At 54.0% G+C, this 26,218-nt stretch carries 22 protein-coding genes and 1 tRNA gene; 8 read left to right on the top strand and 15 right to left on the bottom strand.

From position 1 onward, the window contains the following. Window positions 1–3 precede the first annotated feature (3 nt). Window positions 4–2,454, bottom strand: a complete 2,451-nt coding sequence (gene rnr, locus LG204_RS08985) for a ribonuclease R (protein ID WP_230336955.1) — start codon at window positions 2,452–2,454, stop codon at window positions 4–6. Window positions 2,455–2,530: 76 nt separating this feature from the next. Here rnr and LG204_RS08980 point away from each other — a divergent pair. After that, window positions 2,531–2,615, top strand: a tRNA-Leu gene (locus LG204_RS08980). Window positions 2,616–2,818: 203 nt separating this feature from the next. Here LG204_RS08980 and LG204_RS08975 read toward each other — a convergent pair. The 5 genes from LG204_RS08975 to LG204_RS08955 all read right to left on the bottom strand — a co-directional run bounded on the left by LG204_RS08975 (window position 2,819) and on the right by LG204_RS08955 (window position 8,982). Then, window positions 2,819–3,796, bottom strand: coding sequence for a glycosyltransferase family 2 protein (locus LG204_RS08975; RefSeq protein ID WP_230336954.1), 978 nt, complete (start codon window positions 3,794–3,796; stop codon window positions 2,819–2,821). Beyond that, window positions 3,789–4,997: an O-antigen ligase family protein gene (locus LG204_RS08970; RefSeq protein WP_230336953.1), complete on the bottom strand. Its 1,209-nt coding sequence runs from the start codon at window positions 4,995–4,997 to the stop codon at window positions 3,789–3,791. Before LG204_RS08970 ends, LG204_RS08975 begins: the two co-directional genes overlap by 8 nt. Window positions 4,998–5,070: 73 nt before the next feature. Continuing rightward, window positions 5,071–5,622 carry a hypoxanthine-guanine phosphoribosyltransferase gene (locus LG204_RS08965; RefSeq protein ID WP_230336952.1) on the bottom strand — a complete coding sequence of 184 codons (552 nt, stop codon included), beginning with the start codon at window positions 5,620–5,622 and terminating at the stop codon, window positions 5,071–5,073. A gap of 68 nt (window positions 5,623–5,690) precedes the next feature. After that, entirely contained in the window at window positions 5,691–7,625 is a 1,935-nt protein-coding gene (locus LG204_RS08960) for a polysaccharide biosynthesis protein (RefSeq protein ID WP_230336951.1), read from the bottom strand. A 190-nt stretch (window positions 7,626–7,815) separates the two neighbouring features. Then, on the bottom strand, window positions 7,816–8,982 hold the full coding sequence (locus LG204_RS08955) for a nucleotide sugar dehydrogenase (RefSeq protein ID WP_230336950.1): 1,167 nt from the start codon (window positions 8,980–8,982) through the stop codon (window positions 7,816–7,818). A 415-nt stretch (window positions 8,983–9,397) separates the two neighbouring features. Here LG204_RS08955 and LG204_RS08950 point away from each other — a divergent pair, with 415 nt between their 5' ends. Both LG204_RS08950 and LG204_RS08945 read left to right on the top strand, forming a co-directional pair. After that, window positions 9,398–10,096, top strand: coding sequence for an SDR family oxidoreductase (locus tag LG204_RS08950; RefSeq protein ID WP_230336949.1), 699 nt, complete (start codon window positions 9,398–9,400; stop codon window positions 10,094–10,096). Beyond that, window positions 10,071–11,213 carry a PA0069 family radical SAM protein gene (locus LG204_RS08945; RefSeq protein ID WP_230336948.1) on the top strand — a complete coding sequence of 381 codons (1,143 nt, stop codon included), beginning with the start codon at window positions 10,071–10,073 and terminating at the stop codon, window positions 11,211–11,213. The genes LG204_RS08950 and LG204_RS08945 overlap by 26 nt, the downstream gene beginning before the upstream one ends. Window positions 11,214–11,292: 79 nt before the next feature. Here LG204_RS08945 and LG204_RS08940 read toward each other — a convergent pair whose 3' ends face one another. From LG204_RS08940 to rmuC, 6 genes are read right to left on the bottom strand one after another with little or no spacing between them, the layout of a single operon-like run. After that, the gene (locus LG204_RS08940; protein ID WP_230336947.1) at window positions 11,293–11,691 is read right to left on the bottom strand and encodes an RNA-binding S4 domain-containing protein; all 399 of its coding nucleotides are present in this window, start codon (window positions 11,689–11,691) and stop codon (window positions 11,293–11,295) included. After that, window positions 11,688–13,841: a Lon protease family protein gene (locus LG204_RS08935; RefSeq protein ID WP_230336946.1), complete on the bottom strand. Its 2,154-nt coding sequence runs from the start codon at window positions 13,839–13,841 to the stop codon at window positions 11,688–11,690. The genes LG204_RS08940 and LG204_RS08935 overlap by 4 nt, the downstream gene beginning before the upstream one ends. Window positions 13,842–13,889: 48 nt before the next feature. Continuing rightward, the gene (gene moaE / locus LG204_RS08930) at window positions 13,890–14,345 is read right to left on the bottom strand and encodes a molybdopterin synthase catalytic subunit MoaE (RefSeq protein ID WP_230336945.1); all 456 of its coding nucleotides are present in this window, start codon (window positions 14,343–14,345) and stop codon (window positions 13,890–13,892) included. A gap of 6 nt (window positions 14,346–14,351) precedes the next feature. Beyond that, the gene (gene moaD, locus LG204_RS08925; protein ID WP_230336944.1) at window positions 14,352–14,603 is read right to left on the bottom strand and encodes a molybdopterin converting factor subunit 1; all 252 of its coding nucleotides are present in this window, start codon (window positions 14,601–14,603) and stop codon (window positions 14,352–14,354) included. Beyond that, on the bottom strand, window positions 14,600–14,776 hold the full coding sequence (locus LG204_RS08920) for a hypothetical protein (protein ID WP_013442507.1): 177 nt from the start codon (window positions 14,774–14,776) through the stop codon (window positions 14,600–14,602). Before LG204_RS08920 ends, moaD begins: the two co-directional genes overlap by 4 nt. Before the next feature lie 28 nt (window positions 14,777–14,804). Beyond that, window positions 14,805–16,160 carry a DNA recombination protein RmuC gene (rmuC, locus tag LG204_RS08915; protein ID WP_230336943.1) on the bottom strand — a complete coding sequence of 452 codons (1,356 nt, stop codon included), beginning with the start codon at window positions 16,158–16,160 and terminating at the stop codon, window positions 14,805–14,807. A 114-nt stretch (window positions 16,161–16,274) separates the two neighbouring features. Here rmuC and LG204_RS08910 point away from each other — a divergent pair, with 114 nt between their 5' ends. From LG204_RS08910 to LG204_RS08900, 3 genes are read left to right on the top strand one after another with little or no spacing between them, the layout of a single operon-like run. After that, complete coding sequence (locus tag LG204_RS08910; RefSeq protein WP_230336942.1) at window positions 16,275–18,002, top strand: CHASE2 domain-containing protein; 1,728 nt, start codon at window positions 16,275–16,277, stop codon at window positions 18,000–18,002. Between the two features lie 3 nt (window positions 18,003–18,005). Then, window positions 18,006–18,515 carry an SH3 domain-containing protein gene (locus LG204_RS08905; RefSeq protein ID WP_230336941.1) on the top strand — a complete coding sequence of 170 codons (510 nt, stop codon included), beginning with the start codon at window positions 18,006–18,008 and terminating at the stop codon, window positions 18,513–18,515. Next, complete coding sequence (locus tag LG204_RS08900; protein ID WP_230336940.1) at window positions 18,512–19,408, top strand: M48 family metallopeptidase; 897 nt, start codon at window positions 18,512–18,514, stop codon at window positions 19,406–19,408. Before LG204_RS08905 ends, LG204_RS08900 begins: the two co-directional genes overlap by 4 nt. 87 nt (window positions 19,409–19,495) lie before the next feature. On the opposite strand, the gene typA is transcribed toward LG204_RS08900, so the two are convergent. Further along, on the bottom strand, window positions 19,496–21,304 hold the full coding sequence (gene typA / locus LG204_RS08895; protein ID WP_230336939.1) for a translational GTPase TypA: 1,809 nt from the start codon (window positions 21,302–21,304) through the stop codon (window positions 19,496–19,498). A 341-nt stretch (window positions 21,305–21,645) separates the two neighbouring features. Here typA and LG204_RS08890 point away from each other — a divergent pair, with 341 nt between their 5' ends. Together LG204_RS08890 and LG204_RS08885 are read left to right on the top strand one after the other, a co-directional pair. Beyond that, a complete protein-coding gene (locus tag LG204_RS08890; RefSeq protein ID WP_230336938.1) occupies window positions 21,646–23,052 on the top strand; it encodes a DEAD/DEAH box helicase in 1,407 nt (468 codons plus the stop codon). Window positions 23,053–23,090: 38 nt separating this feature from the next. Continuing rightward, entirely contained in the window at window positions 23,091–24,470 is a 1,380-nt protein-coding gene (locus tag LG204_RS08885) for a DEAD/DEAH box helicase (RefSeq protein ID WP_230336937.1), read from the top strand. Window positions 24,471–24,546: 76 nt separating this feature from the next. Here the strand turns inward: LG204_RS08885 and LG204_RS08880 are convergent, their stop codons facing one another. Further along, a complete protein-coding gene (locus LG204_RS08880) occupies window positions 24,547–24,960 on the bottom strand; it encodes a group II truncated hemoglobin (RefSeq protein WP_230337873.1) in 414 nt (137 codons plus the stop codon). Continuing rightward, window positions 24,960–26,159 (bottom strand): formate-dependent phosphoribosylglycinamide formyltransferase, encoded by a 1,200-nt coding sequence (gene purT, locus LG204_RS08875; protein WP_230336936.1) that lies wholly within the window; start codon window positions 26,157–26,159, stop codon window positions 24,960–24,962. The genes LG204_RS08880 and purT overlap by 1 nt, the downstream gene beginning before the upstream one ends. Between the last annotated feature and the right edge of the window lie 59 nt (window positions 26,160–26,218).

Raw genomic sequence — 26,218 nt, 5'->3', positions numbered from 1 at the left:
AACTTATGACCTTTTACTGGTTTTACGGGAGGACACCTTGGCGCCTGATTTTGCTCCAGGCTTGGATGCGCTGCTCTTTCTGGGCTTGGCAGCAGGTTTGGCTGCTGACTTGCTGCGCGACGGCTTGGATGCCGAAGCCGTGCGAGGCCGTGCACCAGCGCTGGCTGCAGGCTTTCTATCGGCAGAACGGCGCGGCTTGGCGAGGCGAATTGTATCACCATCTGCCCCACCCTCTTGTGCAAAGGCTTCATCCGGCAGGGTATTTTTTGCCTTGTCAGCAGAAGCCAGCACAAAATCGATACGGCTGACCTCCAGATCAACCCGGCTTATCTTGACGCGCAAGCGATCGCCGAGACGGTATTTGACGCCAGTACGTTCACCGGCCATTTCGTGGCGGGTCTTGTCGTAAATGAAGTAGTCGTTGCCGAGTTCGGTCACATGCAACAGGCCTTCGACAAAAATGCCATCCAGTGCTACGAACAAACCGAAACTGGTCACACCAGCCACGGTACCGGCAAACTCCTCGCCGATTTTATCCTGCATGTAATAGCACTTGAGCCAGGCCTGCACATCACGGGTGGCATCATCCGCACGCCGCTCGGTCATCGAGCAATGCTGCCCCAGCGCTTGCCAATCGCCCGCCTTGTAGCGTTCGCCATTCAGCACCGCCTTGATGGCACGATGCACCAGCAAGTCAGGATAGCGGCGGATAGGTGACGTGAAGTGCGTATATGCCTCATATGCCAGGCCGAAATGGCCGACATTATCCGGACTGTAAACCGCCTGCTGCATGGAACGCAGGAGAACGGTTTGCAAAAGTTGCTCATCGGGACGCCCCTTGATGCGGGAGATGACCTTGCCGTAATCCTTGGCATGCGGAGTATCGCCACCGCCTACGCCAAAGCCGAATTCGCCCAGGAACGTGCGTAACGCTTCCAGTTTTTCGGGGGTAGGGCCTTCATGAATACGATAAAGACCAGGTTGCTCGTGCTGTATCAAAAAGTCAGCGGAGCAGACATTGGCCGCCAGCATGCACTCTTCAATCAACCGATGAGCCTCATTGCGCGTCACAGCTTCAATGCGGTCAATCTTGCCGTTATCGTTAAAAATCATGAGGGTTTCGGTGCTTTCGAACTCAATCGCACCACGTTTTTCTCTGGCCTTGAGCAATATCTTGTAAAGGCTGTAAAGGTGGTCAATATGCGGCACCAGCCATGCATACTCTTTTGCCAACTCGCCATCTGGATGGCTGATGATGTCAAACACCTTGGTATAGGTCATGCGCGCCTTGGAGCGCATCACGGATGGGTAGAACTCATAGCGCTTGATCTTGCCCAGTGCATCAATCTGCATATCGCAGACCATGCACAGACGCTCCACATCCGGGTTGAGCGAACACAGGCCATTGGAAAGGGCTTCCGGCAACATGGGAATCACGCGACGAGGGAAGTAAACCGAGTTGCCACGGTCGTACGCATCCTTGTCCAGCGCATCGCCAGACTTGACGTAAAAACTGACATCGGCAATCGCCACCACCAGGCGCCAGCCCTTGCCTTGCGGCTCGCAATATACTGCATCATCAAAGTCTCGTGCCGTTTCACCATCAATGGTGATCAATGGCATGTCACGCAAATCAATACGGCCCTTGTAATCCGCAGGACGCACCTGCTTGGGATACTTGGCCGCCTGTTTTTCTGCTTCTGCAGAAAACTCATACGGCAGCTGGTGCTTACGCAACGCGATTTCGATCTCCATGCCGGAGTCGGCATAGTTGCCCAGCACCTCGACCACCTTGCCAATAGGCTTGGCATAGGCGGATGGCTGCTCAATAAGCTCCACCATCACCACCTGGCCCGCCCCTGCATTCATGTCCTGCCCGGGCGGCACCAGGATATCCTGATTCACCCGCTTGTCTTCAGCGGCAACAAAGGTCACACCCTGCTCGCGGATTAGACGGCCTACCAGCTTTTTGGTGGAGCGCTCCAGCACTTCCACAATCTTGCCCTCAGGACGTCCGCGGCGATCAAAGCCTGCAGGGCGCACCATGACACGATCACCGTGCATGACTTGCGACATTTCACGCGGACTCAAAAACAGATCATCCCCGCCATGGTCGGGTACCAGAAAGCCAAAACCATCTGCATGCCCGACCACACGGCCGGCAATCAGATTCAGCTTCTCGGCAATACACAACGCGCCCTTGCGATTACGCATGATTTGACCATCGCGTTCCATCGCATTCAGACGGCGATTAAAAATCTCCCGCTCTTCTTCCGAGATACCGACCAGCTCATACAGCTGTTCAACACTTACCGGTACCCCCTGCTCCGTCATCACTTCAAGGATGAGCTCGCGACTCGGCAACGGGTTGGCATAATTTTCTGCTTCGCGCTTGGCATAAGGATCGGCTTTACGTACATGGCTTATACCTGCATTACGCGATTTCTTTTTCATTCTCTAAATATTCCATTTGACAAACTTTTTTGTTGATATAAAATCTCGGCTCTTTCGATGCACAAGCATCAAGAAAGCCCAGATGGCGGAATTGGTAGACGCGCATGGTTCAGGTCCATGTGCCTTCGGGTGTGGAGGTTCGAGTCCTCTTCTGGGCACCAGATACAAACAAAACGCACTGTACATTTTTAGATGTCGGTGCGTTTTTGTTTTCAGCCTCCAGAACATCAATTCTTGCTATCAAGTAAGTCTCCGCAAGAACACCACTTTGCATTGTACGACACATTCAAGCCCGTGAATTTAAAAGGCTGGGCTGCTTAAGCACGGTGCGGCAATTCATTACCATGAGATAGATAGTCAACGACTAAGGTTTCTCTTTTTTGACATGTGAATCAAAGGCGTGAATTTCACGAATTATTTCATCCAGGGTCATCACCTGTCCCTTAAGAATGGATTTTCGCTCGGCAAGGACTTGTGGCAAGGCCCCCAGCGCTGTAAAGAATCCTTTAACATTCGTTTTATCCAGTATCAAGATTTCCCCCAGAAGCTGAAACAATGATTGCGGCAAGGTACTAAGCAGCAATTGACCGCGAGACATATGAAGCCATTCTAGAAAATAACGATTTCTGCGCCTAATCTGCTTAACGCGTGCGCGCTTGACGTTGTCCTTGATAGAGCCCTGCGATTGATGGATAACCGTGACATTTGGCTCAAAATAGGTTTTCCAGCCCCGATACCAGCCGCGGATTCCCAGATCATAATCTTCGCCATAAAACGGCTTGAATATCGGATGAAATCCTCCCAGAGCCATGAATTTCTCTTTCTCCACCATCATGCATCCGCCACATGCGTACAAGGAGGATAGTTTTCGTGACTGGCGCAGCTCTCTTGCTTGATCGATTGTCCAGTCATCCAGCTTGAGATAGCCTCTTTGCATACTGCGCAGATTCCAGGAATGTCGATTCACGGTACCATCTTCATCCAGCATCAAGGGGTTAACCGAAAAAGTGGACTCATCAGAGAAATAGGCCGCGAGAGGTCGCAAGCAATCAACCTGCATCTCAACATCCGAGTTAAGCAAAAAAAGTAAGCGCGTTTTTGCGGCTTTCACCCCAGTTAGCACTGCTTCGGAAAAGCCTTGATTTTCCAGATGTCGGACACATCGCACCTCCGGAAACTCTTTTTCCAAAACATCAACGCTATCATCTTTAGAGCCGTCATCAACCACCACCACCTCAGTCCCAGTCCCATATGCTACGGCGGCCTGCAACACCGAAGGTAGGTTACGTCTTAAGAGATGGGCACCATTGTAATTAGGGATAACGATAGTCAAATCAGACATGATGGGATTGCACTCTTTCTGCACGATCATTCAAAGCAAACATCACTCCAACAACAATCGCGATGATATTAAGGTTATACGCCGTGTAAAACGGTAAAGTAATCGATGTAAATGCAATGTTGGCACTGAGCATTACCAGCATCAATAGCGTCAATCGTTGTTCCACTTGCAGCCGGTACAATCTGACGAGCTTGATATAGATAGTCAGGATAAATCCTAAGCAAAGCAGCAGCCCCAGGGCCCCATGCATATACAAAAGCTCAAGAATGAAATTATGCGGGCTGTTGAAGTCAACTCCTCGCAAATGGTATTCGGAATAAGACTTGAAATGTTCACTGAATTGGCTCATGCCCTGTCCAATAATCCATTCGCTCGGCGAATTGGCACTCAGCATCTGCCACATGTTGTGCCAAATGAGGACACGCTCTTCTGTAGATACATTTAAGTATAAATCACAAACCCTGTCCGCAAAATGCCCAAGATTGGTATAAAACAAAAAGGTTGAAACAAGAATAAAACTACTGGCAAGTATCATTTTTTGCCGGAATGACAAAAATACAAGCATTACAGCCAACCCCACCACAAATCCAATCCAGGCTGGTCTTGATAGCGTAATTATCAATAGCCAGAAGAGACAGAGAGACAATGCACCAGTTAACCATTTCTGGTACGTTTTCATAATGTGCCAGCAATATCCAAGCAAGAGCAATAAAAGCATGCATCCTTGCGCCAGATAGTGGGGATTTTTGGTTGTACCAAATTTATGATGTATCCCATATATCCACATCATCTGTAAGGCAACATACAAAAAAACCACGCCCAGCATATAACCCAGATAGTGACTCTGCTCAGAGTGGGGGATCTTGAGACTAAGATACATGGCATATGCAAAAGCGACGGCAATCATCATATGTCGCATGGGTTTGACGAACTCAATCTCTCCCACAGCCATCATATGCATAAGAATAAGAGCGATAGGGAGAGTTACGACAAACATCATGTCCAGACTTAACCTGGAAAACATGAGCTTATACGGAGATTTGAACCATAAATATAAAGCAACAATGACGAGACAGTAGCCAAGAGCGCGATAGGCTTCTGATGCACCGAGAAAGAAAAGGAGAAAAGTGGTACCTAAAATGCCATGCAAAGCTGCCTGCCAGCTCCATACTGTACCTAACCGTCTTGGTGAAAATTTCATGCTAATAACCCAAGTCGACCACTTCAAAACGCTTCACAACCAAAATCCATAAATCCTTACGACTCGTATCCGCTTAATTCACATTCAGCGCATAAATAGCTGGAAGATTACGCCACCAGCCATACACATCCATACCACAGCCGAAGACATAACGATTTGGTACCGACAAGCCCACATAATCCGCTTGAATTGGTTTGACACGTTCGAGCTCTTTTTCAACCAATACAGCAATCACCACTTCGGCAGCCCCGTGAGCCAGACACTTTTCACGTATGGCTGCCAGGGTTTGGCCTTCATCCAGGATGTCATCCAGCAACAATACTGTCTTGCCACGCACATTATCCCGCGGCTCGACAGTCCAGACCAATTGTTCACCTTCGGTTTTTTCGTGATAACGACTGGCTTGTACGTAATCGAACTCCAGAGGAAAGCCCAGCTGGGGCAAAAGCTGGCCTGAAAACACGACAGCACCACCCATCACGCACATCACAAGAGGCTCGGTACCAGCGATACGTGCTGATATCTTCTTAGCAAGAACAGCAATCGCATTCCTGACATCCTCTTCAGTATAAATAATCTCTGACTGTTGAAGAATTTGCTCTGGATTAACGGATCGATTTGCCACACATGCCCCTTTGTTGATTACTTTTCGACAAAATACCACATATCCGCATAAATGCTTAGTTATGCCCCCTAATGAAGAGTAGACGACTGCGGCCCTAGTGCGCGTTTGGTTTCGGCACCGACTTTATTTATGTCTTGATGCTGATACTCCTGCACCCAAAGCTTGAGCTCTTGCTTGATAGTAGCCTCATCCGTATTCAACGTGCTGGCCACCCATTTCAGCAAGGCATGCACCCAGGTAATGTCAGCCGAGCGCGCAATGGCAATACGCAGCTTCTCATGAGGTGTCGGTAATGTGTGTTCATCGTCGGCGAGCAACTCTTCATATAACTTCTCGCCAGGGCGCAAGCCGGTGAAGACGATTTCGATTTCATCATCCTGCAAGCCTGACAGCTTGATCATGTCGCGCGCCAAATCAGCAATCTTCACGGACTCTCCCATATCCAGAACAAAAATCTCACTCCCCTTGCCCATCAAACCCGCTTGCATGACAAGCTGCGTAGCCTCGGGAATAGACATGAAATAGCGGGTGATGTCGGGATGGGTCACCGTGACCGGACCACCCTTCGCAATCTGCTCACGGAATTTGGGAATAACACTGCCGCTGCTACCCAATACATTGCCAAAGCGGACAATGACAAACCGCGTACCGTGACTCTCCTGCAAGCCTTGGCAAACCATTTCGGCCAATCGTTTACTGGCACCCATCACGTTCGTGGGATTCACGGCTTTATCGGTCGAGATCAGCACGAACTTGGCCACTCCCGTTTCTTTGGCAAGACTTGCCAGCGTATAGGTGCCAAGAACATTGTTATGTAGCGCTTCTGACACATTGCCCGTTTCCATCATAGGCACATGCTTGTAGGCGGCCGCATGAAAGATCACGGCAGGCCTAGCCTGCTTTAATAGATGACGCAGACGCTCTGCGTTCTTCACATCACCCACCACATATTCAATATCGGCAGGCATGTTACTCATCGCCGAGAACTCCTGCTCAAGCTTATATAAAGCAAACTCGGATATATCAAGACAGATCAGCTTGGCTGGTTTGAAAGCCAGTATCTGACGGCACAATTCTGAACCGATGGAACCACCGGCGCCGCTCACCATGACCACTTGCGCCTGCAAGAGGGCATGCATGCCTTCGGTATCCAGTTGCACGGGCTCCCGTCCCAGCAGGTCTTCCACCTCCACGCGACGTATCTGTGAAATGCTGACCTTGCCATTCATCAGATCTTCCACCGAAGGTACGGTGAGGATGGTCAAGGCATGAACATTAGCTTTTTCCACAGCAGCCCTTCTCTGCTGATGCGAAGCGGAGGGCATAGCCACAATCACATGGTTGACCTGATAGCGGCGCGCAAAATAGCCGATATCTTCAATATTGCCCAGCACTTTTACGCCCAGCAGCTGGCGGCCATGCATGGCCTCATCATCATCCAGCATCCCGACCACACGCCACTCCTGGCTGCGCGTCAAGTCCTTGAGCAGATTGATCGCCAAAGTACCCGCCCCTAGCAGAATAACGGGCTGCCCCTGGGATTGAAAAGCGCCGTACAGCAGATGTTCTTTCCAGTAGCGGTAGAGGAAGCGGCTCCCCCCCATCCCCAATACCAGCAACATCGGGTCGAGAATCAGCACCGAGCGCGGAATCACACCATGCGGCTTGGTCATGAAAATCACAGCCACTACGGTAGCGGCAGCAGTCGCTACGGCAAACAGAATTCGTTTGAGATCAGGCAGGCTGGCAAAACGCCACACTCCACGATAGAGACCGAAATTAACAAAAAAGACAAACTGCAGGAGCACGACCCACCACATGGACTGCAGCATGGACTGCTGGAAGGAGGGAGGAATCTGGAAATTGAAGCGCAGAGCAAAGGCAAAATACCAGGCAGTCACGGCCACCAAAACATCATGTGTTATCGCAGACCCCGTACGAGGATTTGCCATACGCCGATAGGATGGCATGTGGTCACGCAATTTATTTTTAAAACCTAGCATAAGATACCGCACTGTAAAAGTATTGCCATTCTACTGAACCTTGCCGGGAAGCGAAAACTTTTAGGTATTCCACCTTCAAAGAAGAACATCCCGCGTGCATTTTCAGCATGCCTCCTCCGCCTGGCGAGCGGCAAGCTTCGTGGCCAGGGTTCACACCTGTGTCCGCTATGAAGCTCACCACTAAATGGCATTAATCGCTACCAAACAGATCCCGTGTAAACACCTTGTCGGCCACATCAGCCAGTTCCTTGGCCATGCGGTTGGAAACGATCACATCCGCCTGTTGCTTGAAAGCTTCCAGATCATTAACCACTTTGGAGCGGAAGAACTCGGACTCGGTAAGTACGGGTTCATACACGATGACTTCAATGCCCTTGGCTTTGATCCGCTTCATGATGCCCTGAATACTGGAGGCGCGGAAGTTATCTGAACCGCTCTTCATGATCAGGCGGTAGATGCCCACGACATTTGGTTTGCGACGGATGATGCTGTCCGCCACGAAGTCCTTGCGGGTGGTGTTGGATTGCACAATGGCGTTGATCAGGGTTTGCGGCACATTGTTAAAATTCGCCAGCAATTGCTTGGTGTCCTTTGGCAGGCAGTAGCCACCATAGCCAAACGAAGGGTTGTTGTAGTGGCTGCCGATACGGGGGTCGAGACCCACGCCCTGGATAATCTGCTTGGTGTCCAGACCATGGGTCAGGGCATAGCTGTCCAGCTCGTTAAAATAGGCGACGCGCATGGCGAGATAGGTGTTGGCAAACAGCTTGATGGCTTCGGCTTCAGAGCTATCGGTAAACAGCAGCGGGATATTCTCTTTCAGTGCACCTTCTTGCAGCAGACGGGCAAAGGTTTCGGCACGGGCCGACTTTTCGCCCACCACAATACGGGAAGGATAGAGATTGTCGTAAAGCGCTTTGCCTTCGCGCAGGAATTCTGGCGAGAAGATCAGGTTATTGGTCTGATATTTTTCACGGGCTCCGACGGTAAAGCCGACAGGGATGGTGGATTTGATGATCATCACCGCATTCGGCGCGTAGGTGATGACATCGCGAATCACGGCCTCTACCGAGCCCGTGTTGAAGTAGTTGGTCTCAGGGTCGTAATCCGTTGGGGTAGCGATGATGACATAGTCGGCGCCTTCATAAGCCGCCTTCTTGTCCATGGTGGCCTTGAAGTTCAGGGTCTTGGTGGCGAGATACTCTTCAATCTCGGCATCGGCAATCGGTGACTGCTTGCGGTTAAGCATCTCCACCTTCTCTGGCACGATATCCAGCGCGACCACTTCGTTTTTCTGGGCCAGCAACACTGCCATGGAAAGTCCTACGTAGCCGGTACCGGCAATTGCTATCTTCATCTAGTGACTCCTGAGTCTGTGGAATTTATTAAGGTCATCAATGACATAATCTGCTAAGCAAAAATCGTGACAGCCAGGGAAAAATCCCATGTCATACGCTGCTGGCTGTAAAGAATCGTTTGCCATCTCTTTTTTCCAGATTGAGGAATTTTGTTTTTTTGGGTGTGGCACGCAACGTATGCGCCTGTCACATTGTAATCCGCTGCCTAGCCCCGCCACAATTTAGTTCGCTCATAATTTGTCAGTGATATTCAACTGCAAAAGCTGTGTGTTGGTTTACATCGGATACACCGGCGCCTGACTGCAACTGTCCACCACCACCGACAGTCTTAGCAAGTAATCAAGATTATTTGTGATGCCACAAGTTATATAATTCCAAGTAACCCACCGCAATAGTCCATGGAGACCATACCCAATGCCAACATTACTTGTTACAGGCGCCAATCGTGGCCTGGGCCTGGAGTTTACCCGCCAATATGCCGAGGCTGGCTGGCAGGTACATGCCTGCAGTCGCAACCCCGAAGACAGTACCGCGCTCAAGGCGCTGCATATTGCTCACCTTGACCGCATTACCCTGCACAAGCTGGATGTCGCCGATTTCAAACAGATTGATGCCTTGGCCGAGACTCTCGGCGATACACCGATTGATGTACTGCTCAATAATGCAGGCGTTTACCCCGACCATGCGGGAAGCCGCCTAAGCGAGGCTGATTACGAAGCCTGGCTGATGGCATTCCGTATCAACAGCATGTCTCCGTTAAAAATAGCACAGACCTTTGCGCCCTTGGTCGCAAAAAGTACCGAGAAGAAAATCATCAACATCACCAGCAAGATGGGCAGTATTGCCGACAATGGCAGCGGTGGCAGCTACATTTACCGCTCCAGCAAAACCGCCCTGAATAGCGTCACAAAAAGTCTGGCGATTGATCTGGCTCCCCAGGGCATCAGCGTGCTGGCCTTGCACCCAGGCTGGGTGCAAACCGATATGGGTGGCCCCAATGGGCTGATCAACGCTGAGCAGAGTGTCAGCGGCATGCGGCAAGTGATCGCCAAACTGAGCGTCAAGCAAAGCGGGCAATTTAGCGCGTATGACGGACAATCCATTCCCTGGTGATGATGCCGAGCTGCCGGTCAGGCCCTTGATATTCAAGGGCCGCGGCAGTACCAGCAATCAAAGCGGACGTTTCGAGCGATTACAGCGCGAAGCCTTTGATGATGGCTGGGCACAGGAGGAATCCGAAACCGAAACGCCACGCCTGATCACCGAGATCATCCACGACAACAGCCGCAGCATCTTGCATTACAACGACTCGCCTGATATCCCGTTTGACCGCTCCATCAACCCCTATCGCGGTTGCGAGCATGGCTGCACCTACTGCTATGCCCGCCCCAGCCATACCTATCTTGGCTTTTCTGCCGGGCTGGATTTTGAAAGCCGCATACTGGTAAAACCCGATGCCGCTGCCCTGCTGCATCAGGCGCTGTCAAAGCCAGCCTATGTCTGCCAGCCAATCGCCATGGGCACCAACACCGACCCCTATCAACCATTGGAACGCCAGCAGCGCATTACGCGCCAGATCATTGAAGTATTGGCAGAGCACCAGCATCCCCTCACCATCGTCACCAAATCGGCCATGGTGGAGCGTGATATCGATCTGCTGGCGCCCATGGCGGCCCAGAATCTGGCCCGCGTATTCATTTCGATCACCACCCTGGATCGTCATCTCAGTCGCGTCATGGAGCCACGCGCCGCCGCCCCTCAACGTCGATTGCAAACCCTGGAAAAACTGGCGCAAGCCGGTATTCCGTGCGGAGTGATGACCGCCCCCATGATCCCTGCCCTGAACGATGCAGAGATGGAAAGTATCCTGCAGCATGCGCATGACGCTGGAGCTCGCTACGCTGGCTATGTACTGTTGCGCTTGCCTTTGGAAGTAGCTCCGCTATTTGAAGAATGGCTGCAGCATCACTTCCCGCTCAAGGCAGCGCATGTCATGAGCATCATCCGGCAATCGCGTGGTGGCAAGGCTTACGATGCCCAGTTCCATCAGCGCATGCGCGGGCAAGGCATATTTGCCGACTTGCTGGCGCAACGCTTCCGCCTGGCCGCCAGCAAGCTTGGTTTCATGCAGGAACGCAGCCCCTTGAATACCACGCTATTCCGGCCACCTGCCCGCACTGCAAACATGAAGGCTAAACAACCCTCACCGCAAGGCGATCTCTTCGAGTAGTACAGCGTTGGAATATCGCGTGGGAAGCTGAGCAGGCCCGCAACATTTACTGCATGCGGCCAAGCCTAATAATGAATGTTTACCAGCTTCCGCCAGTAAACCGTTTGATATCGCGCAACTGACGCTTGGTGGGACGTCCGGCACCGCGTTCGCGCTTGCCATGGTCGGCTTCCCGCGTGACGGCAGCATCCTCACGCTTGCGGGCGCTTTCCGGGGTTTCCTGATACAGCAAGGCCGCTTCGGGAGCGCCGCGCCGCTGATTAGACAAAGCCATCACTTCCACTTCCATTTCCAGCTCTTTGCGGCGGATATAAATGTGCTGCCCTATCCGCACCTCTTTGGCTGGCTTCGCCCTGTCTCCATCCACATGCACCTTGCCACCATCAATGGCATCAGTCGCCAGGCTGCGTGTCTTGAAAAAGCGTGCTGCCCACAGCCACTTGTCCAACCGGCACTTGTTGTCTTCCTGCATGTTCATCGTGATGGCGTATTGTTGAAGTAATACTGACGGAAGGCCTCCAGACTTTGCTGTACTCGCCCCATGATGCTACCCGCCGGATATTCGCCCTCGTGAATCACGTTACCAGCCTCCATGCCGGTCAGGAGCGCCATGCCTTCCAGCACATGCTCAATCGCATATAAATGGAAACGGCCCTGCTCCACAGCGGCCACCACATCGTCATCCAGTATCAAATGCCGCATATTGGCTTTGGGAATCACCACGCCTTGGCTGCCATCCAGACCGACACGCTGGCAGACACGGAAATAGCCTTCGATCTTTTCATTCACGCCACCAATCGCCGTCACCTCGCCATGCTGGTTCAGCGCTCCGGTCACGGCAATGCCTTGCGAAATGGGCAGTCCAGACAAGGCCGAAAGCAGCACAAATAGTTCGGCACAAGATGCAGAATCCCCTTCAACCCCATGGTATTCCTGCTCAAACACCATGGAAGCCGCTAATGAGAGTGGCGTCAGCATGGGGAAGCTGGCAGACAGCCAGCTTTGCAGAATGAACACGCCCTTATCGTGGTTAGGGCCGCTCATCTTGACCTCGCGGTCGATATTGATGAGGCCTTGCGCCCCGGCAAAGCAGCGTGCCGAGATACGAATCGGCGAGCCAAAGCTGGCATCGCCCAGATCAATATGGCTAAGACCGTTGATTTGCCCTACCGCGCTGCCATGCAGGCGCAACATGAGTTCGCCTTCCGCAATCGAATCGCGCAGCTGCTGCTCCGGTATCTGGTGCCGTGCCAAGCGGGCTTGTTGCGCCGCGCGTACATGCTCAGGCTGCACAATGCCATGTGAGGTAGCGGCAGATGGTGCCTTGCGCATGAACGAAGCGCTCTCCTGCATCAAGGTACTGAGAGCAGCATATTGGGTGCTGATGCGTGCCTGATCCTCCACACGTCTGTGCATGGCACGTATCAGGGCGGTTACGGCAGCTGCGCTGAATGTTGGCAAACGCAGCTCGCGCGTCTGGTAGGCAATAAATCTGGCCATGGCAGCGTAAGCCTCTGGCGTCGCCGCAAAGCTATCGACAAAATCCACCTTGACCGGGAAATAACGCGCCAGGCCCGGCATCTCGTCATGTAGCTCGTAATACTCTTCCGGCGTGGCAATCAATACCAGCTTTACATCAGCCGCCAGCGGTTGCGGGCAGAAATGACCTGAGCCGCCATGTCCACTGCTGCCATTCGAGTCCTCAATCAGTACCTGGCCATTGCGCAAGAATCGGAAAAGCTTCTCGACAATCTGGCTACCGCTTTGCTGGTCAGAAGCCAGATCACGCAAATGCAGCATCAGCATGCCGCCATGAGCACGCAGCAGATTACCTGCGCGCAAACGCAGGAAGTCAGGCGTGGTCGCACTATCCATACCCGCATCAAAACCACCGAACAAGGAGTGGAAGGTCGGGTCATTGTCATAAATGACGGGCGCCATCTGCAGCTGGCGATTGTCTACCAGCAGGTTAACCCGGTAACGATTCAGAAAGCTTTCCAGCAAACCTTCGTTTTCGCTGGTCTGCACCGGGACAAACACCTCCAGATTTTCCAGCGTATCGCGCTTGAGGCTTTGCAAATACTGTTCAAACAGCGCGCTATCGTGCTCAACATCCGCCAGCACCTCACGCAGTGCTGCTTGCTGCTGGTCTACCCAGGCTGCGGCATCCTGACGCCCTTTATCCTGCAGAGTCTTATCACCCGCATTGGCGGCAGTATCCAGCTCGCCCAGCAATTGAGGCAATCCCTTGCCCAACTGGCGAAGATACTGCTCCATGGCCTGACGCAAGCGCACACCCAAGCCAGCAGGCAAGTAAAGGTTAATGGGTTGGTCCGCCTGCTCGATATTCATCAGCAAAACCAGATCGGGCGCAACCGGCCATTGCGCAGCCGCCGCCTGCATGGCGGTTTGCATCAATACGGTGCGGCCACTGCCCGGCTCGCCGAGTACCAGCAAATTGAATCCGGGGGCACGCATGCCCAGCCCGAACTCGGCCGCGCGCTGGGCATCCGACTGCCCCAGCCAAGTGGCATCGGCCTGTCCATCCAGCTGGGAGGTGTCATCAAACCCTAGCGATTGCGGGATCACTGTGGCAGTAAGAGAAGAAGAGTTAAGCCTGTGTAGCATGTGGGATTAGCTTGCTTTAAAGGGTAAATGAATAAGAGAGAAGATGGCTTAAGCCTTGTGCCAGCGCGCCCGCGCCGCATCGTCACTGGCCCGGGCATCCACCCAGCGCTCGCCGTTCGTGGTCTGCTCTTTTTTCCAGAATGGTGCTTCGGTTTTCAGGTAATCCATGATGAATTCGCAGGCATGGAATGCCTCGCCGCGATGGGCGCCTGCTACTGCCACCAGCACAATCTGATCAGATGGTTTGAGGCTGCCGATACGATGAATGACCAGGGCATCCATGATATCCCAGCGGTTACTGGCTTGCTGCACAATGGCTTCCAGCGCTTTTTCGGTCATGCCGGGATAATGCTCCAGCGTCATGCCAGCCACTGCATCGCCCTGGTTCAGATCGCGCACCTGACCGATAAATGCCGCCACGGCACCAATATCGGGGCGTTGCAGGCGCAGGCGGTTTATTTCTGCCCCCGCATCAAAATCCTCAGTTTGCACACGGATGGTCATGCGTGCCTAACCGCCCGTCACAGGTGGAAAGAACGCCACCTCGTCGCCATCCCGAATCTCGGCAGTCACCGGAGCGAGCGTCTGGTTAACGGCCGCGCGCAGGGATTTGTCACCGGCGAATTCCTCGGCCCAGACACCACCGCGCGCCGCCAGCTGCTGCATGAGCGCCTCCACGGTAATGCCACCGGCCACGGCAAGCTCCTCACCGGCGGACCCCAATGCTTCGCGCAAACGTGCGAAATACAGGAGTCGTATCATTGCAGCACATCTTCGTCAGTAAATGCGCCGCGCTTGCCGCTCAGGGCTTCGGCCATCAGCGTGATGACGCGTGCCTTGTGCTGCTCGTCGGCCATCAGGCTGGAGCTAAAGGTAATGCCAAACCGGGCAGCGTATTGCTGCACCAGCATGATCATGGTGGATTCGTCGCTCATGGTGTTCCTTTCATTCCGGCAAATCGTCTTACTGGTTGTCGTCTGCGAGTATATCGTCCGGTAAATCTGGCAAGGCCAAAGCTGCCTCGGCATCACCCTGCAACTCTACCCGCTCGATCTGGGCAAAACGCCGCGAAATCTTCTGGCTGGTGGTATGCACATCCAGCGCATCTTCATGGGCTTGGCGAATATGATCGGCCAGCTTCTTCATGCGGACATCAAAGCGACTGAACTCCTTGCCCAGCTTGCCCAGCTCATCCTTGATGATATGCACCTGCTTGCGGGTTTCCACATCTTTCAAAACTGCACGCGCGGTATTCAGCACCGCCATCAGCGTGGTCGGTGACACCACCCACACCCGTTTGGCCATGGCGTAATCGACCACATCGGGGTGATAGGCGTGAATCTCGGCAAACACCGCTTCAGCCGGGATAAACATCACCGCACCATCGGAAGTGACATCGGGAATAATGTACTTGCTGGCAATGTCATCCACGTGTTTTTTGACATCGGCCTTGAACTGCCGTTGCGCCAGGGCACGCTCGACTTCCGAAATACCACTTTCCAGCATGCGGTGATAATTCTCGAGCGGGAATTTGGAATCCACCGCCACCATGCCGGTAGGCTCGGGCAGAAACAAGGCACAATCCACGCGCGTACCGTTCGGCAATACGTACTGCATGGCAAAGCTGGCATTGGGCATGACATTACGCACCAGTGCTTCCAGCTGCACCTCGCCAAAGGCACCGCGCGAACGCTTGTCACCCAGTAGCTCTTGCAGGCTGACCACATTGGTGGTCAGGCCATCGATCTTTTTCTGCGCCTCGTCGATAGTCGCCAGACGCTCCATCACGCGCACAAAGGTGTCGTTAGTTTTCTTGAAGCCTTCATCCAGGCGCTCCGACACCTTGCCGCCGATTTCTTCCAGACGGGCATCCACGGCCTTGGTCAGCGTTTCAATGCTGGCGGTCAGTTGCGAGGTGGCTTTCAGCATGGTGTCCTGAATCAGGGTTTGCTCGGCCTTGCCCTGCTCGGCCAGGGTGGTATGCAATTTTTCCAGCACGGTTTCACGGGTCTGGGCAAGGCTGTTGGTTTGCGCGGCCTGCAAGGCCTGCATGGCATCGCGCGTTTCCTTCAGCTCCTGTGCGACGGCTTGCCGCAGACGCTCGCTGCTATCCACTGAAGACAGACTCAAGCGGTCGCCGAGTTTATTGAGGCCGTCATGCAGGTCGCGCAGCATGGCGCGGTGCTTTTCCTCAAACTGCGGCATAAGCTGCGCCAGCAGCTCGCTGGCAGCATCCGGGGTTCTGGATTGACGTATCAACAACACGATCAATGCCAGCAGGCAGGCAATCACAAGCACTAAAATCACAATTTGCATCATGCGTGAAATTATACCTGAAGCGCTGGCGATATCCCCGCCCACCGCCGGGATCAGCCTTTAAAACCCGCCGCATTTATGCCACACTCAGGCTCTTCAAAACGCAGGAGCCCTCCGGTGATCCGACTCAAACTGCTCATGGGGCAATGGCTGGCCAACGTTACCCGACGCTTGCGCAACAATTTCTATATTTACCTTGCAGCATTGCTTACCGTCTTTGTGCTGCTGGACGCAGGCCTGTTTCATGTGGGCGAAAACATGCGACAAAAAGCGTTTGATTTCATGGTGCGCAGCCGTGTGCTGGCGCCCGCGCCTGACAAAGACATCGTGATCGTGGATGTCAATGAGGCCAGCCTGGCCGCCATGGCCAAGGAGTATGGCCGCTGGCCCTGGCCACGCCAGGTATTCGGTGAATTCCTTGAAAGCATTGAAGCCCAGCACCCCAAGGCGGTGATCTTCGATATCCTGTTCAGCGATGCCGATGTCTATAACCCGGATAGCGACACGTACTTCAATGACGTGATTAGTGGCACGGACAACACCTTCTTCCCGTTTCTACGCCTGCCAGAATCGAGCGATAAGCTGAGCCAGGTCAAACCCAGCATGATTGCCGGTATCAGCGAAAGCCAGCCCAGCCAGGGCGATATGCAGGCAACGATCGCGGTGGTGTTGCCGCACTTTGATGCTGCGTTGAATTCGGGGCGGCTGGGCACGCACAATATCTATCCGGACAAGGATGGCATTGTCCGTGAATACCAGCTGTATCAGGATGATTACGGCTGGCGCCTGCCTTCGCTGCCCATGACGGTGGGAGGCAAGCTTGGTTACACACTGCCGCCAGATCAGAACATTCTGCTCAACTGGCGCGGCAAGCCATTCAGCTATCAGTATGTGTCGTTTAGCGATGTCATGCAGGACATGGGCAGCAAAGACAAAAAGCGACCACAGAACGAGTTCACCGACAAAATCGTCATCATCGGTTCCACCGCGCCCAGCCTGTTTGACCTCAAGGCAACCGCCATGGCCAAGGCGCATCCCGGAGTGGAAATTCTGGCAACGGCAATCGACAACGTCAAACATCAGGATTATCTGAAAGTCTGGCGCGGCGCCACGCCCTATATACTGATCAGCCTGTTGCTGATCTGGCTCACCACCCTGGCGTTTTACCTCAATGCCGACCGCGACCGCTTCAACAAGCTGTTCAGTTTCAGTCAGATCGGGCTGCTGGTGCTGTCTTATATTGGCATCAACCTGAGCAACTTCTACCTCGACTTTACCGGGCCGATTACCTGGGCGTTGTTTTACTTCAGTATTGCCAAGATATACGCCCTGGCGACAGACCGCGCCCTGCAACGCTGGCTGGCCTATGGCGTCAAAGAAGGCGCCAGCGACACCCACGTATTGATCATGCCAATCCTGGTTGAAAGCGATGAGCCGCTGGGTGACAGCATCATGAAGAAGCTGAAGCGCCAGATTGAGCTGACCAGCCGCACGCCAAGCAGCGTGGATATTCTCAAGGGCGTGCAATCCGGCATCTGGGGCCTGTTTGGCGAGTTGACCGTGGTGAGCTGGACCTTTGCCGAAGGCCGCCAGGAATATGCCAGCGAAGCGCACAAGGATGCGCAGCTGATTGCCAGCCAACTGCCACGAATCCTGGCCAGCCTGGAGGTTCCAGGCAAACTCAAGCCTATCCACACACTATATGAGAACAGGTTGAATGCAAAAATGCCGCTCGGCAGGCAATGGCGCAGCGCCTTTGCCGCCGCGCTGTTACAACTTGAGGCTGTGCAGTCCGAGGCAGCCCCTGCCAATAACAACACCCCGACATCATCTCCGGAGCTTTAAGATATGCGATATTTTCTGTCCGCCAGCCTGGCAGCCGTCTTGCTCGCCAGCGGTCTGGCACAGGCCGAAAGCGGCACTGCGCTCAAAAACGACACCTTGCGCAAGGAACCCTATAACGACGCAAAAACCAGCGGCCAGCTGAAGCGTGGCGACAAGGTCGATATCGTCAGAAAACAAGGCGCCTGGCTACAAGTCAAATCACCCAAAGCTTCTGGCTGGGTGAGGTTACTCTCGGTCAAGCGTGCCTCCAGCACCGGCAATCAGGCCGCTGGAGTTCTGAGTGTCGCCAGTGGCCGTGCAGGCACTGGCCAGGTAGTCGCCACCACCGGAGTACGTGGTTTGACGGAAGATGAACTTAAGCAGGCGCAATTCAGCGAGCCAGAAATCAAGCTGCTGGAAAGCTACAGCGTATCGGCAGCCGATGGCGCGCAATATGCCAAGGCGGCCAGCCTCAAACCTGTCAAGCTGGGTTACTTACCCAAGCCTGTGGCAACGCAGGGAGAAAATCCATGAGAAATCCTGCATGGGCATGCCTCCTCACCTCGCTCTTGAGCTTGCCACCACAGGCAATGGCGTTTGACCTTGGGGGGGCGCTGAAAGATGCCGTGGAAAACAACGCGGGCGACCTGATCAACAACAAGAACTCGAACGACGCCGATACCACGCAAGCCAAGCCGGAAGCCAACAGCCTTGCCAACATCAATTGGAAAAGTCCGACCAAGGACGAAGAAATCAAACTCGGGCGTGAAATTGCAGGCAATCTGCTGGGCGCCGCGCCTCTGGTGAAAAATCCGGCACTGCAACAATACGTCAACCGCGTAGGTCGCTGGGTGGCCAGCCAGAGTGAACGCAGCGATCTGCCATGGCACTTTGGCGTGATTGATAGCGACGATATCAATGCCTTTGCCGCACCTGGCGGCTATGTCTTGATTACCAAAGGCTTGTATAAACGCCTGCAAAACGAAGCCCAGCTGGCCGGTGTGCTAGGGCATGAAATAGCCCACATCGTGCAAAAACATCAGCTTAAGGTACTGCAAAAACAGCAATTGCTCAGCTTGGGTGCAGGCCTGCTTAGCGGCAAGGTTGCCAAAGGCAATCAGGCTATCGAGAAAGTCATCGGCCGTGGCGCCGAAATCAGCGCACGCAGCCTGGACAAAGATGCCGAATACGAAGCTGACCGCATGGGGCTGATATTGGCAGCACGCGCAGGTTATGACCCTTATGGCTTGCCAGAGGTGTTAAGCGGGCTGGCAGATATCAGCAGCAATGATGGCAGCATCGCCTTGCTGTTCAAGACACACCCGGCACCTGAAGAGCGCCTGACGGCACTGGGTGCGGCTACGGCAAGATCCGGCAACCTGCCCACGGGCAAGACCCTGGAAAAACGCTTGCTACCGCTACCATAGCTTCAGTGACATTCAGGCAATAAAAAAGGCACTGCCAACGCAGTGCCTTTTTTTATCCCTTGTCAGGAACCGTGTAACCCTTGGAACTTAGTCCTTAGATGCGCGCTTACGCTCATGTTCTTGCAGGTAGCGCTTGCGGATACGGATGGACTTAGGTGTCAATTCAACCAGTTCATCATCATCGATAAACTCCACTGCGGATTCCAGCGTTAACTGCACGGCAGGAACCAGACGGACTGCTTCGTCAGTGCCGGAAGCACGCACGTTGGTCAGCTGCTTGCCCTTGATTGGGTTAACCACCAGATCATTGTCGCGGCTATGGATACCGATCACCATGCCTTCGTACAGGCGATCACCGGGCACGGAGAACATACGGCCACGGTCTTGCAGTTTCCACAATGCGTAGGCAACAGCTTCACCCTGCTCGGAAGAAATCAGCACACCATTGCGACGACCTGGCATGTCGGCTTTTACCGGTGCGTATTCATCAAAAATATGCGCCATCAGACCAGTACCGCGGGTCAAGGTCAGGAACTCGCTCTGGAAACCGATCAGGCCACGTGCAGGAATCTTGTATTCCAGACGGGTACGGCCATTGCCATCCGATTCCATGTTCTGCAGTTCGCCACGACGACGACCCAGTTCTTCCATCACGGCGCCCTGGGTATCATCTTCCAGGTCCACGGTCAGGATTTCATAAGGCTCGCACTTTTGGCCGTCGATTTCACGGTATACCACGCGTGGCTTGCCCACGGCGATTTCGAAACCTTCACGGCGCATGTTTTCCAGCAGAATGGTCAGGTGCAACTCACCACGACCGGAAACGCGGAATACGTCAGCATCAGCAGTATCTTCAACGCGCAGCGCCACGTTAACCAGCAGCTCCTTGGTCAGGCGGTCACGAATCTGGCGGCTGGTGATGAACTTGCCTTCAGTACCGGCCAATGGAGAGGAGTTCACCATGAAGTCCATGGTCAGGGTAGGCTCATCCACACCCAGAATCGGCAGGCCAACCGGCTTTTCGCGGTCAGCAATGGTCACGCCAATACCGATTTCTTCAATACCAGAGATGATCACGATGTCGCCAGCTTCGGCTTCTTCCACTGGCACACGCTCAAGGCCGCGGAAACCCAGCACCTGATTGATACGGCCCTGACCGGTTTGGGTATCGCCATTCATGACAACGACGACCTGGCCTGGTTTGATACGGCCATTCAGCACTCGGCCAACGCCCAGACGACCGGTGTAGCTGGAGTAATCCAGCGCAGAAACCTGCAATTGCAGAGGCGCATTGCTATCGCCTTGTGGAGGGTGTACGTGGCTCAGGATGGTTTCGAACAGCGGACGCATATTGTCCGACTCGTTCTTGAGGTCCAGCGTCGCAAAACCATTCAGCGCGGAAGCATAAACCACCGGAAAATCCAGCTGTTCATCCGTAGCACCCAGATTGGCAAACAGATCAAAGGTCTGGTTGATCACCCAGTCAGTACGTGCGCCTGGGCGGTCCACCTTATTAATGACCACGATAGGACGCAGACCCAGGGCAAGTGCCTTCTTGGTCACGAAACGGGTTTGAGGCATGGGACCTTCAACTGCGTCAACCAGCAGCACCACACCATCCACCATACCGAGAACGCGCTCAACTTCGCCGCCGAAGTCGGCGTGCCCTGGCGTATCCACGATATTGATGTGGGTGCCTTCATAGTTAACAGCGGTGTTCTTGGCAAGAATGGTAATGCCGCGCTCTTTTTCCAGATCGTTGGAATCCATCACGCGTTCAGATACCTGCTGATGCGATGCGAATGTGCCTGCCTGCTGCAGGAGCTTGTCCACCATAGTGGTTTTGCCATGGTCAACGTGAGCGATGATGGCGATATTACGAAGATTGCGCGACATGTGTTTTGAGCCAGTCCATTAGAAAGGGCGCGATTTTAACACAAAAGCTTTGACAAACTGATGACTATCTATATACTTCGGCCTTCGATGAATTTGTAGCGTAGCCCTCAAAGGCCTGTTCTGCAAATATTTCGGTAATTCATCGCCCTAGCCCTCTCGAAGCCCATTGCTGTATTTGTGGCTCTCCAGTTTTTTACCGGTTAGTGGCTATGCCCGTGCGCCGGTAGAAATACACCTCCAAATTTAGTGTATTGCGCCTAACGTTGCTTACAACTCTGTTGTGTAGCTGATCGCGTCCTGCTTGCGCCCTTTGTTTTAGTAATTCACCTTAAGGGAAAATTGTGTCCGTAACTTTTGAAACTTTGAATCTGCATCCTTCCATCCTGCGTGCGCTGGAGGAAGCTGGCTATTCCACCCCTACTCCTATTCAGGCTCAGGCAATTCCTGAAGTCCTGGCTGGTCACGATCTGATGGCCTCTGCCCAGACCGGCACTGGCAAAACCGCAGCGTTCACGCTGCCAGCCCTGAACCTCCTGGCCGACATCCATCCGTCCAAGAGCCGTGGCCCACGTATTCTGGTATTGACCCCAACCCGCGAACTGGCAGCCCAAGTGAATGATGCTGCCCGCAAATATGGCAAGTTCATGCGTGCCCGTACCGTCAGCATCGTCGGTGGCATGCCTTACCCACTGCAAAACAAGCTGCTGTCGCAGCCACTGGATATTCTGGTAGCTACTCCAGGCCGCCTGCTAGACCATATGGAACGCGGCCGCATTGATATGTCCCGTCTGCAAATGCTGATCCTGGATGAAGCGGATCGTATGCTGGACATGGGTTTCATGCCCGATATCGAACGCATCAACGAAGCCCTGCCACGCGAGCGTCAGACCCTGATGTTCTCGGCAACCTTTGAAGGCCCGATCGCCAACATCGCCAAAACGCTGCTGAAGGATCCGAAAGTCATCCAGATCGCCGCACAAAAAGAAAAGCACGCCAATATCGAACAGCGCCTGCATTTTGTGGACGACATGAACCACAAGAACAAACTGCTGGAACATCTCTTGATCGCTCCTGATGTTAACCAGGCTATTGTATTCACCTCCACCAAGCGTCACGCTGACCTGCTGGCTGAAGATCTGTATGCTGCCGGCCACAAGTCTGCGGCATTGCATGGCGACATGACTCAGGGCGCGCGCAACCGCACCCTGACCAAGCTGCGTCATGGCGATGTACGCGTACTGGTAGCCACCGATGTGGCAGCCCGCGGTATTGACGTACAAGGCATCACCCACGTCATCAATTACGATCTGCCTAAATTTGCAGAAGACTACGTTCACCGCATCGGCCGTACTGGCCGCGCTGGCAACACCGGTGTCGCGGTTTCTTTTGCTTCGCATGCAGACCGTCATCAATTACGCAAAATTGAGCAATATACTGGTCAGCGCATTGAAATCACGGTGATCGAAGGCTTTGAACCCAAGCGTCCGGCTCCTCGTACCGATGACCGCGGCAGCAATGGTCGTCCACGCAGCGGCAATCCTGGCAGCAAGAGTGGCTTCAAGCCACGCGGTCAAGGTGGCTATGCTGGCAACAACCCACGCTCCGCGTCCGGCACAGGCAATTCCGAAGGCAATCGTGGCTTTGGTGGCCGTAGCGAAGGTAATCGCAGCGAAGGCAACCGTGGCAATGACAAGTTCGGTGGCCAGAAGCGTGCTGATGCGCCTCGCCGTCCACGCAATTTTGCGTAAAATGCCCTGTTAACCAACAATAAAGCCCATAGACTACATTGAGTACAGAAAACATTCGTTTCGCAGACCTGGGGTTGGCGCCTGAAATTCTCAAGGCGCTGGAAGAATTTGGCTACACCGTACCAACGCCGATTCAGGCGCAGGCCATTCCCGTCGTGCTACAAGGGCACGACCTGATGGCCGGTGCTCAGACCGGTACTGGTAAAACAGCCGCTTTTTCACTGCCCTTGCTGCAAAAGCTATTGCCGCAGGCGAGCAGCAGTGCATCGCCAGCCCGCCATCCGGTGCGGGCGTTGATACTGACGCCTACACGGGAGCTCGCCATTCAGGTAGAGGAAAGCGTCAAGGTGTATGCCAAGCATACGGCCTTGCGCTCGCTGGTGGTATTCGGCGGCGTTGATATCAAGACGCAAACTCCCAGCCTGATGAAGGGCGTGGAAATTCTGGTAGCGACCCCTGGTCGCTTGCTGGACCACGTGGAACAACGCACCGTGCAACTGGGGCAAGTGCAGATCCTGATTCTGGATGAAGCGGACCGTATGCTGGACATGGGCTTTATGCCTGACCTCAAGCGCATTCTGGCGCTGCTGCCTAAAAAGCGGCAAAACCTGATGTTCTCGGCCACCTTCTCCAACGACATCAAAAAACTGTCCGAAGAGTTTCTGACCAACCCCAAGCTGATCGAAGTCGCTCGCAGCAATGCAGCGTCTGACAAAGTGACGCAGAAGGTGTATCAGCTCGACAAAGATGGCAAGGATAGCTTCCTGGCCAAGCTGCTGCTGGAAAGCAACAGCGAGCAAACCATCGTATTCACCAAAACCAAGCTGACGGCGAGTCGTCTGGCGCGGCAACTGGTACGCGAAGGCATTGCAGCAGATGCGATCCATGGCGACAAAAGTCAGCAGGAACGCATGCAGGCACTGGAAGCCTTCAAGCAGGGCAAGGTAACCACCTTGGTAGCAACGGATGTTGCTGCACGCGGACTGGATATTGACCAGCTGCCCATGGTGATCAACTTTGAACTGCCAAGCGCGCCAGAAGACTATGTGCATCGCATTGGTCGTACTGGCCGGGCTGGCGCTTCAGGCACGGCAATTTCGCTGGTATGCCCTGAAGAAGAAAAATACCTGAAGGAAATCGAAAAGCTGATCAAGCGCGAGATTCCCCGGGAAACTGCTGTGGTAGCAGAAAGGCCTCGCGAGCGCGCAAGAGAAGCCCGTGAGCCACGCGCCGAATCCACAGATCGCAAACCCGCCGCTCCGCGCTCACCTGCCCCACGCAAAAATCAGGACCCCTGGTTTGACAAGCCCTATGAACCTTCCGGCAATGCCGAGGTGAAACAATCCATGGGCCTGGCACGCAACAAGCAGAAGAAAGAAGTGGCAGCATTGCTTGGTGGCTTGCTGAAACGCGACTAGCACTCAGCAGAGCATCATGATGTAAAAATTAAAAGGCCGCATTCGCGGCCTTTTCTTTATTCAATTGCCCGTTAAATCAACCAGGCTTATTCCGCATAAAATCGGCCACGCCCCACAAGGCCTCTGCCAGTTTGCGCATAACCTCTTCTTCCACGCCTATATCGTGCATGGCACGCACCATGCAGTACATCCATTGATCGCGCTGCTCTTCGCCAATCTCAAAGGGCATATGGCGACGACGCAAAAATGGATGACCATAGCGCTCGATATAAAGCTGTGGACCACCAGTCCAGCCCGTCAGGAACATGAATAACTTCTCACGCGCTTCGGTGAGGTCAGCCGCGTGGATAGCGCGGAGATTGGCGGCCTTGGGGTCGCTGTCCATTACATCGTAAAAACGCTCCACCAGCGCCCGAATCTGCTCCACACCACCCAACAATTCAAAAAACGTGGCCTTGCTGCTGCCGGGTTCGCCTATCTTGTCCAGCATCATGCCGCCCTGGGTTTGACCAAGGAGGCGGCGAGGTGGGCTCGGGCGCGCGCTTCGTCCACGCCAGGTGCTGTTGCCAGTGCTACCCCCATGCGGCGACGTACAAATGACTCGGGCTTGCCAAACAGACGAATATCAGCCTCTGGTACGCGCAAGGCGGCGTCCAGTCCTTCATACACCAGGGCATCGCTATCTACACCACCATAGATAACGGCACTGGCCCCTGGTGCCAGCATGCGCGTATCAACCGGCAAGCCCAGAATGGCGCGGGCATGCAGTTCAAATTCGTTAAAGCGCTGGCTGGCCATAGTCACCATGCCGGTATCATGCGGACGCGGGCTGACTTCGGAGAACCAGACATGGTCACCTTTGATAAATAGCTCCACCCCAAACAAGCCCAGCCCTCCCAGGCTATCGGTCACGGCTTTGGCAATACGCTGCGCTTCGACCAAGGCCTGAGGCGTCATGGCCTGCGGCTGCCAGCTTTCCACGTAATCGCCACTTTCCTGGCGATGGCCGATCGGCTCGCAAAAATAGGTCTGGGTAGCACCGGTAGAGTCTTTAGCACGCAAGGTCAGCAGGGTAATTTCAAAATCAAAATCAATTTGGCCTTCCACAATCACGACCCCCTGATTGACCCGCCCTGCACTGGCAGCGTAATCCCAGGCCTTTGCAACCTGATCTGGCGAGGTAATGCGCGATTGCCCCTTGCCGGAGGATGACATGGTCGGTTTCACAAAACAGGGATAGCCGATACCGTTGTCAATCGCCGCCTGCAGCTCCTGCTCGCTACGGGCAAAGGAATAAGGGGAAGTAGGCAGGCTTAAGGTTTCAGCGGCAAGACGGCGTATGCCCTCACGATTCATGGTGAGCTGCACCGCTTTCACGGTGGGCACCACCGTTGACAGGCCTTGCTCCTCAATGCGAGCGAGTATCTCGGTATTCAAGGCCTCGATTTCGGGAACGATCAGATGGGGCTTTTCCAGGGCGACCAGCGCTTGCAGGGCATCGGCATCGGTCATGTCGATCACATGGCTGCGATGGGCAACCTGATGTCCAGGCGCATTTGCATAACGATCAACGGCGATCACTTCAACGCCAAGGCGCTGCAAGGCGATAATGACTTCCTTGCCTAGCTCACCGCTGCCAAGCAGCATGACGCGGGTTGCACTGGGCGTGAGGGGGGTACCAATATTCATGATCGCTCCGGCGGAATGAAGCGTGCATTTTATCATGCGGGCAGGTGCTTCACCTATGC

Origin of the sequence: Methylovorus menthalis (assembly GCF_020523625.1) — a bacterium.
In the GTDB taxonomy this organism is placed as follows: Bacteria; Pseudomonadota; Gammaproteobacteria; order Burkholderiales; family Methylophilaceae; genus Methylovorus; species Methylovorus menthalis.
This window is presented reverse-complemented; position numbering and strand designations above follow the sequence as displayed.

Bases quoted from the DNA above. Each gene is read 5' to 3' on its own strand.
- LG204_RS08955 (WP_230336950.1), bottom strand. From the start codon at position 8,982: ATGAAGATAGCAATTGCCGGTACCGGCTACGTAGGACTTTCCATGGCA.
- LG204_RS08970 (WP_230336953.1), bottom strand. From the start codon at position 4,997: ATGAAATTTTCACCAAGACGGTTAGGTACAGTATGGAGCTGGCAGGCA.
- LG204_RS08935 (WP_230336946.1), bottom strand. From the start codon at position 13,841: ATGCTACACAGGCTTAACTCTTCTTCTCTTACTGCCACAGTGATCCCG.
- rmuC (WP_230336943.1), bottom strand. From the start codon at position 16,160: ATGATGCAAATTGTGATTTTAGTGCTTGTGATTGCCTGCCTGCTGGCA.
- LG204_RS08960 (WP_230336951.1), bottom strand. From the start codon at position 7,625: ATGCTAGGTTTTAAAAATAAATTGCGTGACCACATGCCATCCTATCGG.
- LG204_RS08880 (WP_230337873.1), bottom strand. From the start codon at position 24,960: ATGCTGGACAAGATAGGCGAACCCGGCAGCAGCAAGGCCACGTTTTTT.
- LG204_RS08945 (WP_230336948.1), top strand. From the start codon at position 10,071: ATGACGGACAATCCATTCCCTGGTGATGATGCCGAGCTGCCGGTCAGG.
- typA (WP_230336939.1), bottom strand. From the start codon at position 21,304: ATGTCGCGCAATCTTCGTAATATCGCCATCATCGCTCACGTTGACCAT.
- LG204_RS08905 (WP_230336941.1), top strand. From the start codon at position 18,006: ATGCGATATTTTCTGTCCGCCAGCCTGGCAGCCGTCTTGCTCGCCAGC.
- LG204_RS08950 (WP_230336949.1), top strand. From the start codon at position 9,398: ATGCCAACATTACTTGTTACAGGCGCCAATCGTGGCCTGGGCCTGGAG.
- LG204_RS08975 (WP_230336954.1), bottom strand. From the start codon at position 3,796: ATGTCTGATTTGACTATCGTTATCCCTAATTACAATGGTGCCCATCTC.
- rnr (WP_230336955.1), bottom strand. From the start codon at position 2,454: ATGAAAAAGAAATCGCGTAATGCAGGTATAAGCCATGTACGTAAAGCC.
- LG204_RS08920 (WP_013442507.1), bottom strand. From the start codon at position 14,776: ATGAGCGACGAATCCACCATGATCATGCTGGTGCAGCAATACGCTGCC.
- purT (WP_230336936.1), bottom strand. From the start codon at position 26,159: ATGAATATTGGTACCCCCCTCACGCCCAGTGCAACCCGCGTCATGCTG.
- moaE (WP_230336945.1), bottom strand. From the start codon at position 14,345: ATGACCATCCGTGTGCAAACTGAGGATTTTGATGCGGGGGCAGAAATA.
- moaD (WP_230336944.1), bottom strand. From the start codon at position 14,603: ATGATACGACTCCTGTATTTCGCACGTTTGCGCGAAGCATTGGGGTCC.
- LG204_RS08940 (WP_230336947.1), bottom strand. From the start codon at position 11,691: ATGAACATGCAGGAAGACAACAAGTGCCGGTTGGACAAGTGGCTGTGG.
- LG204_RS08900 (WP_230336940.1), top strand. From the start codon at position 18,512: ATGAGAAATCCTGCATGGGCATGCCTCCTCACCTCGCTCTTGAGCTTG.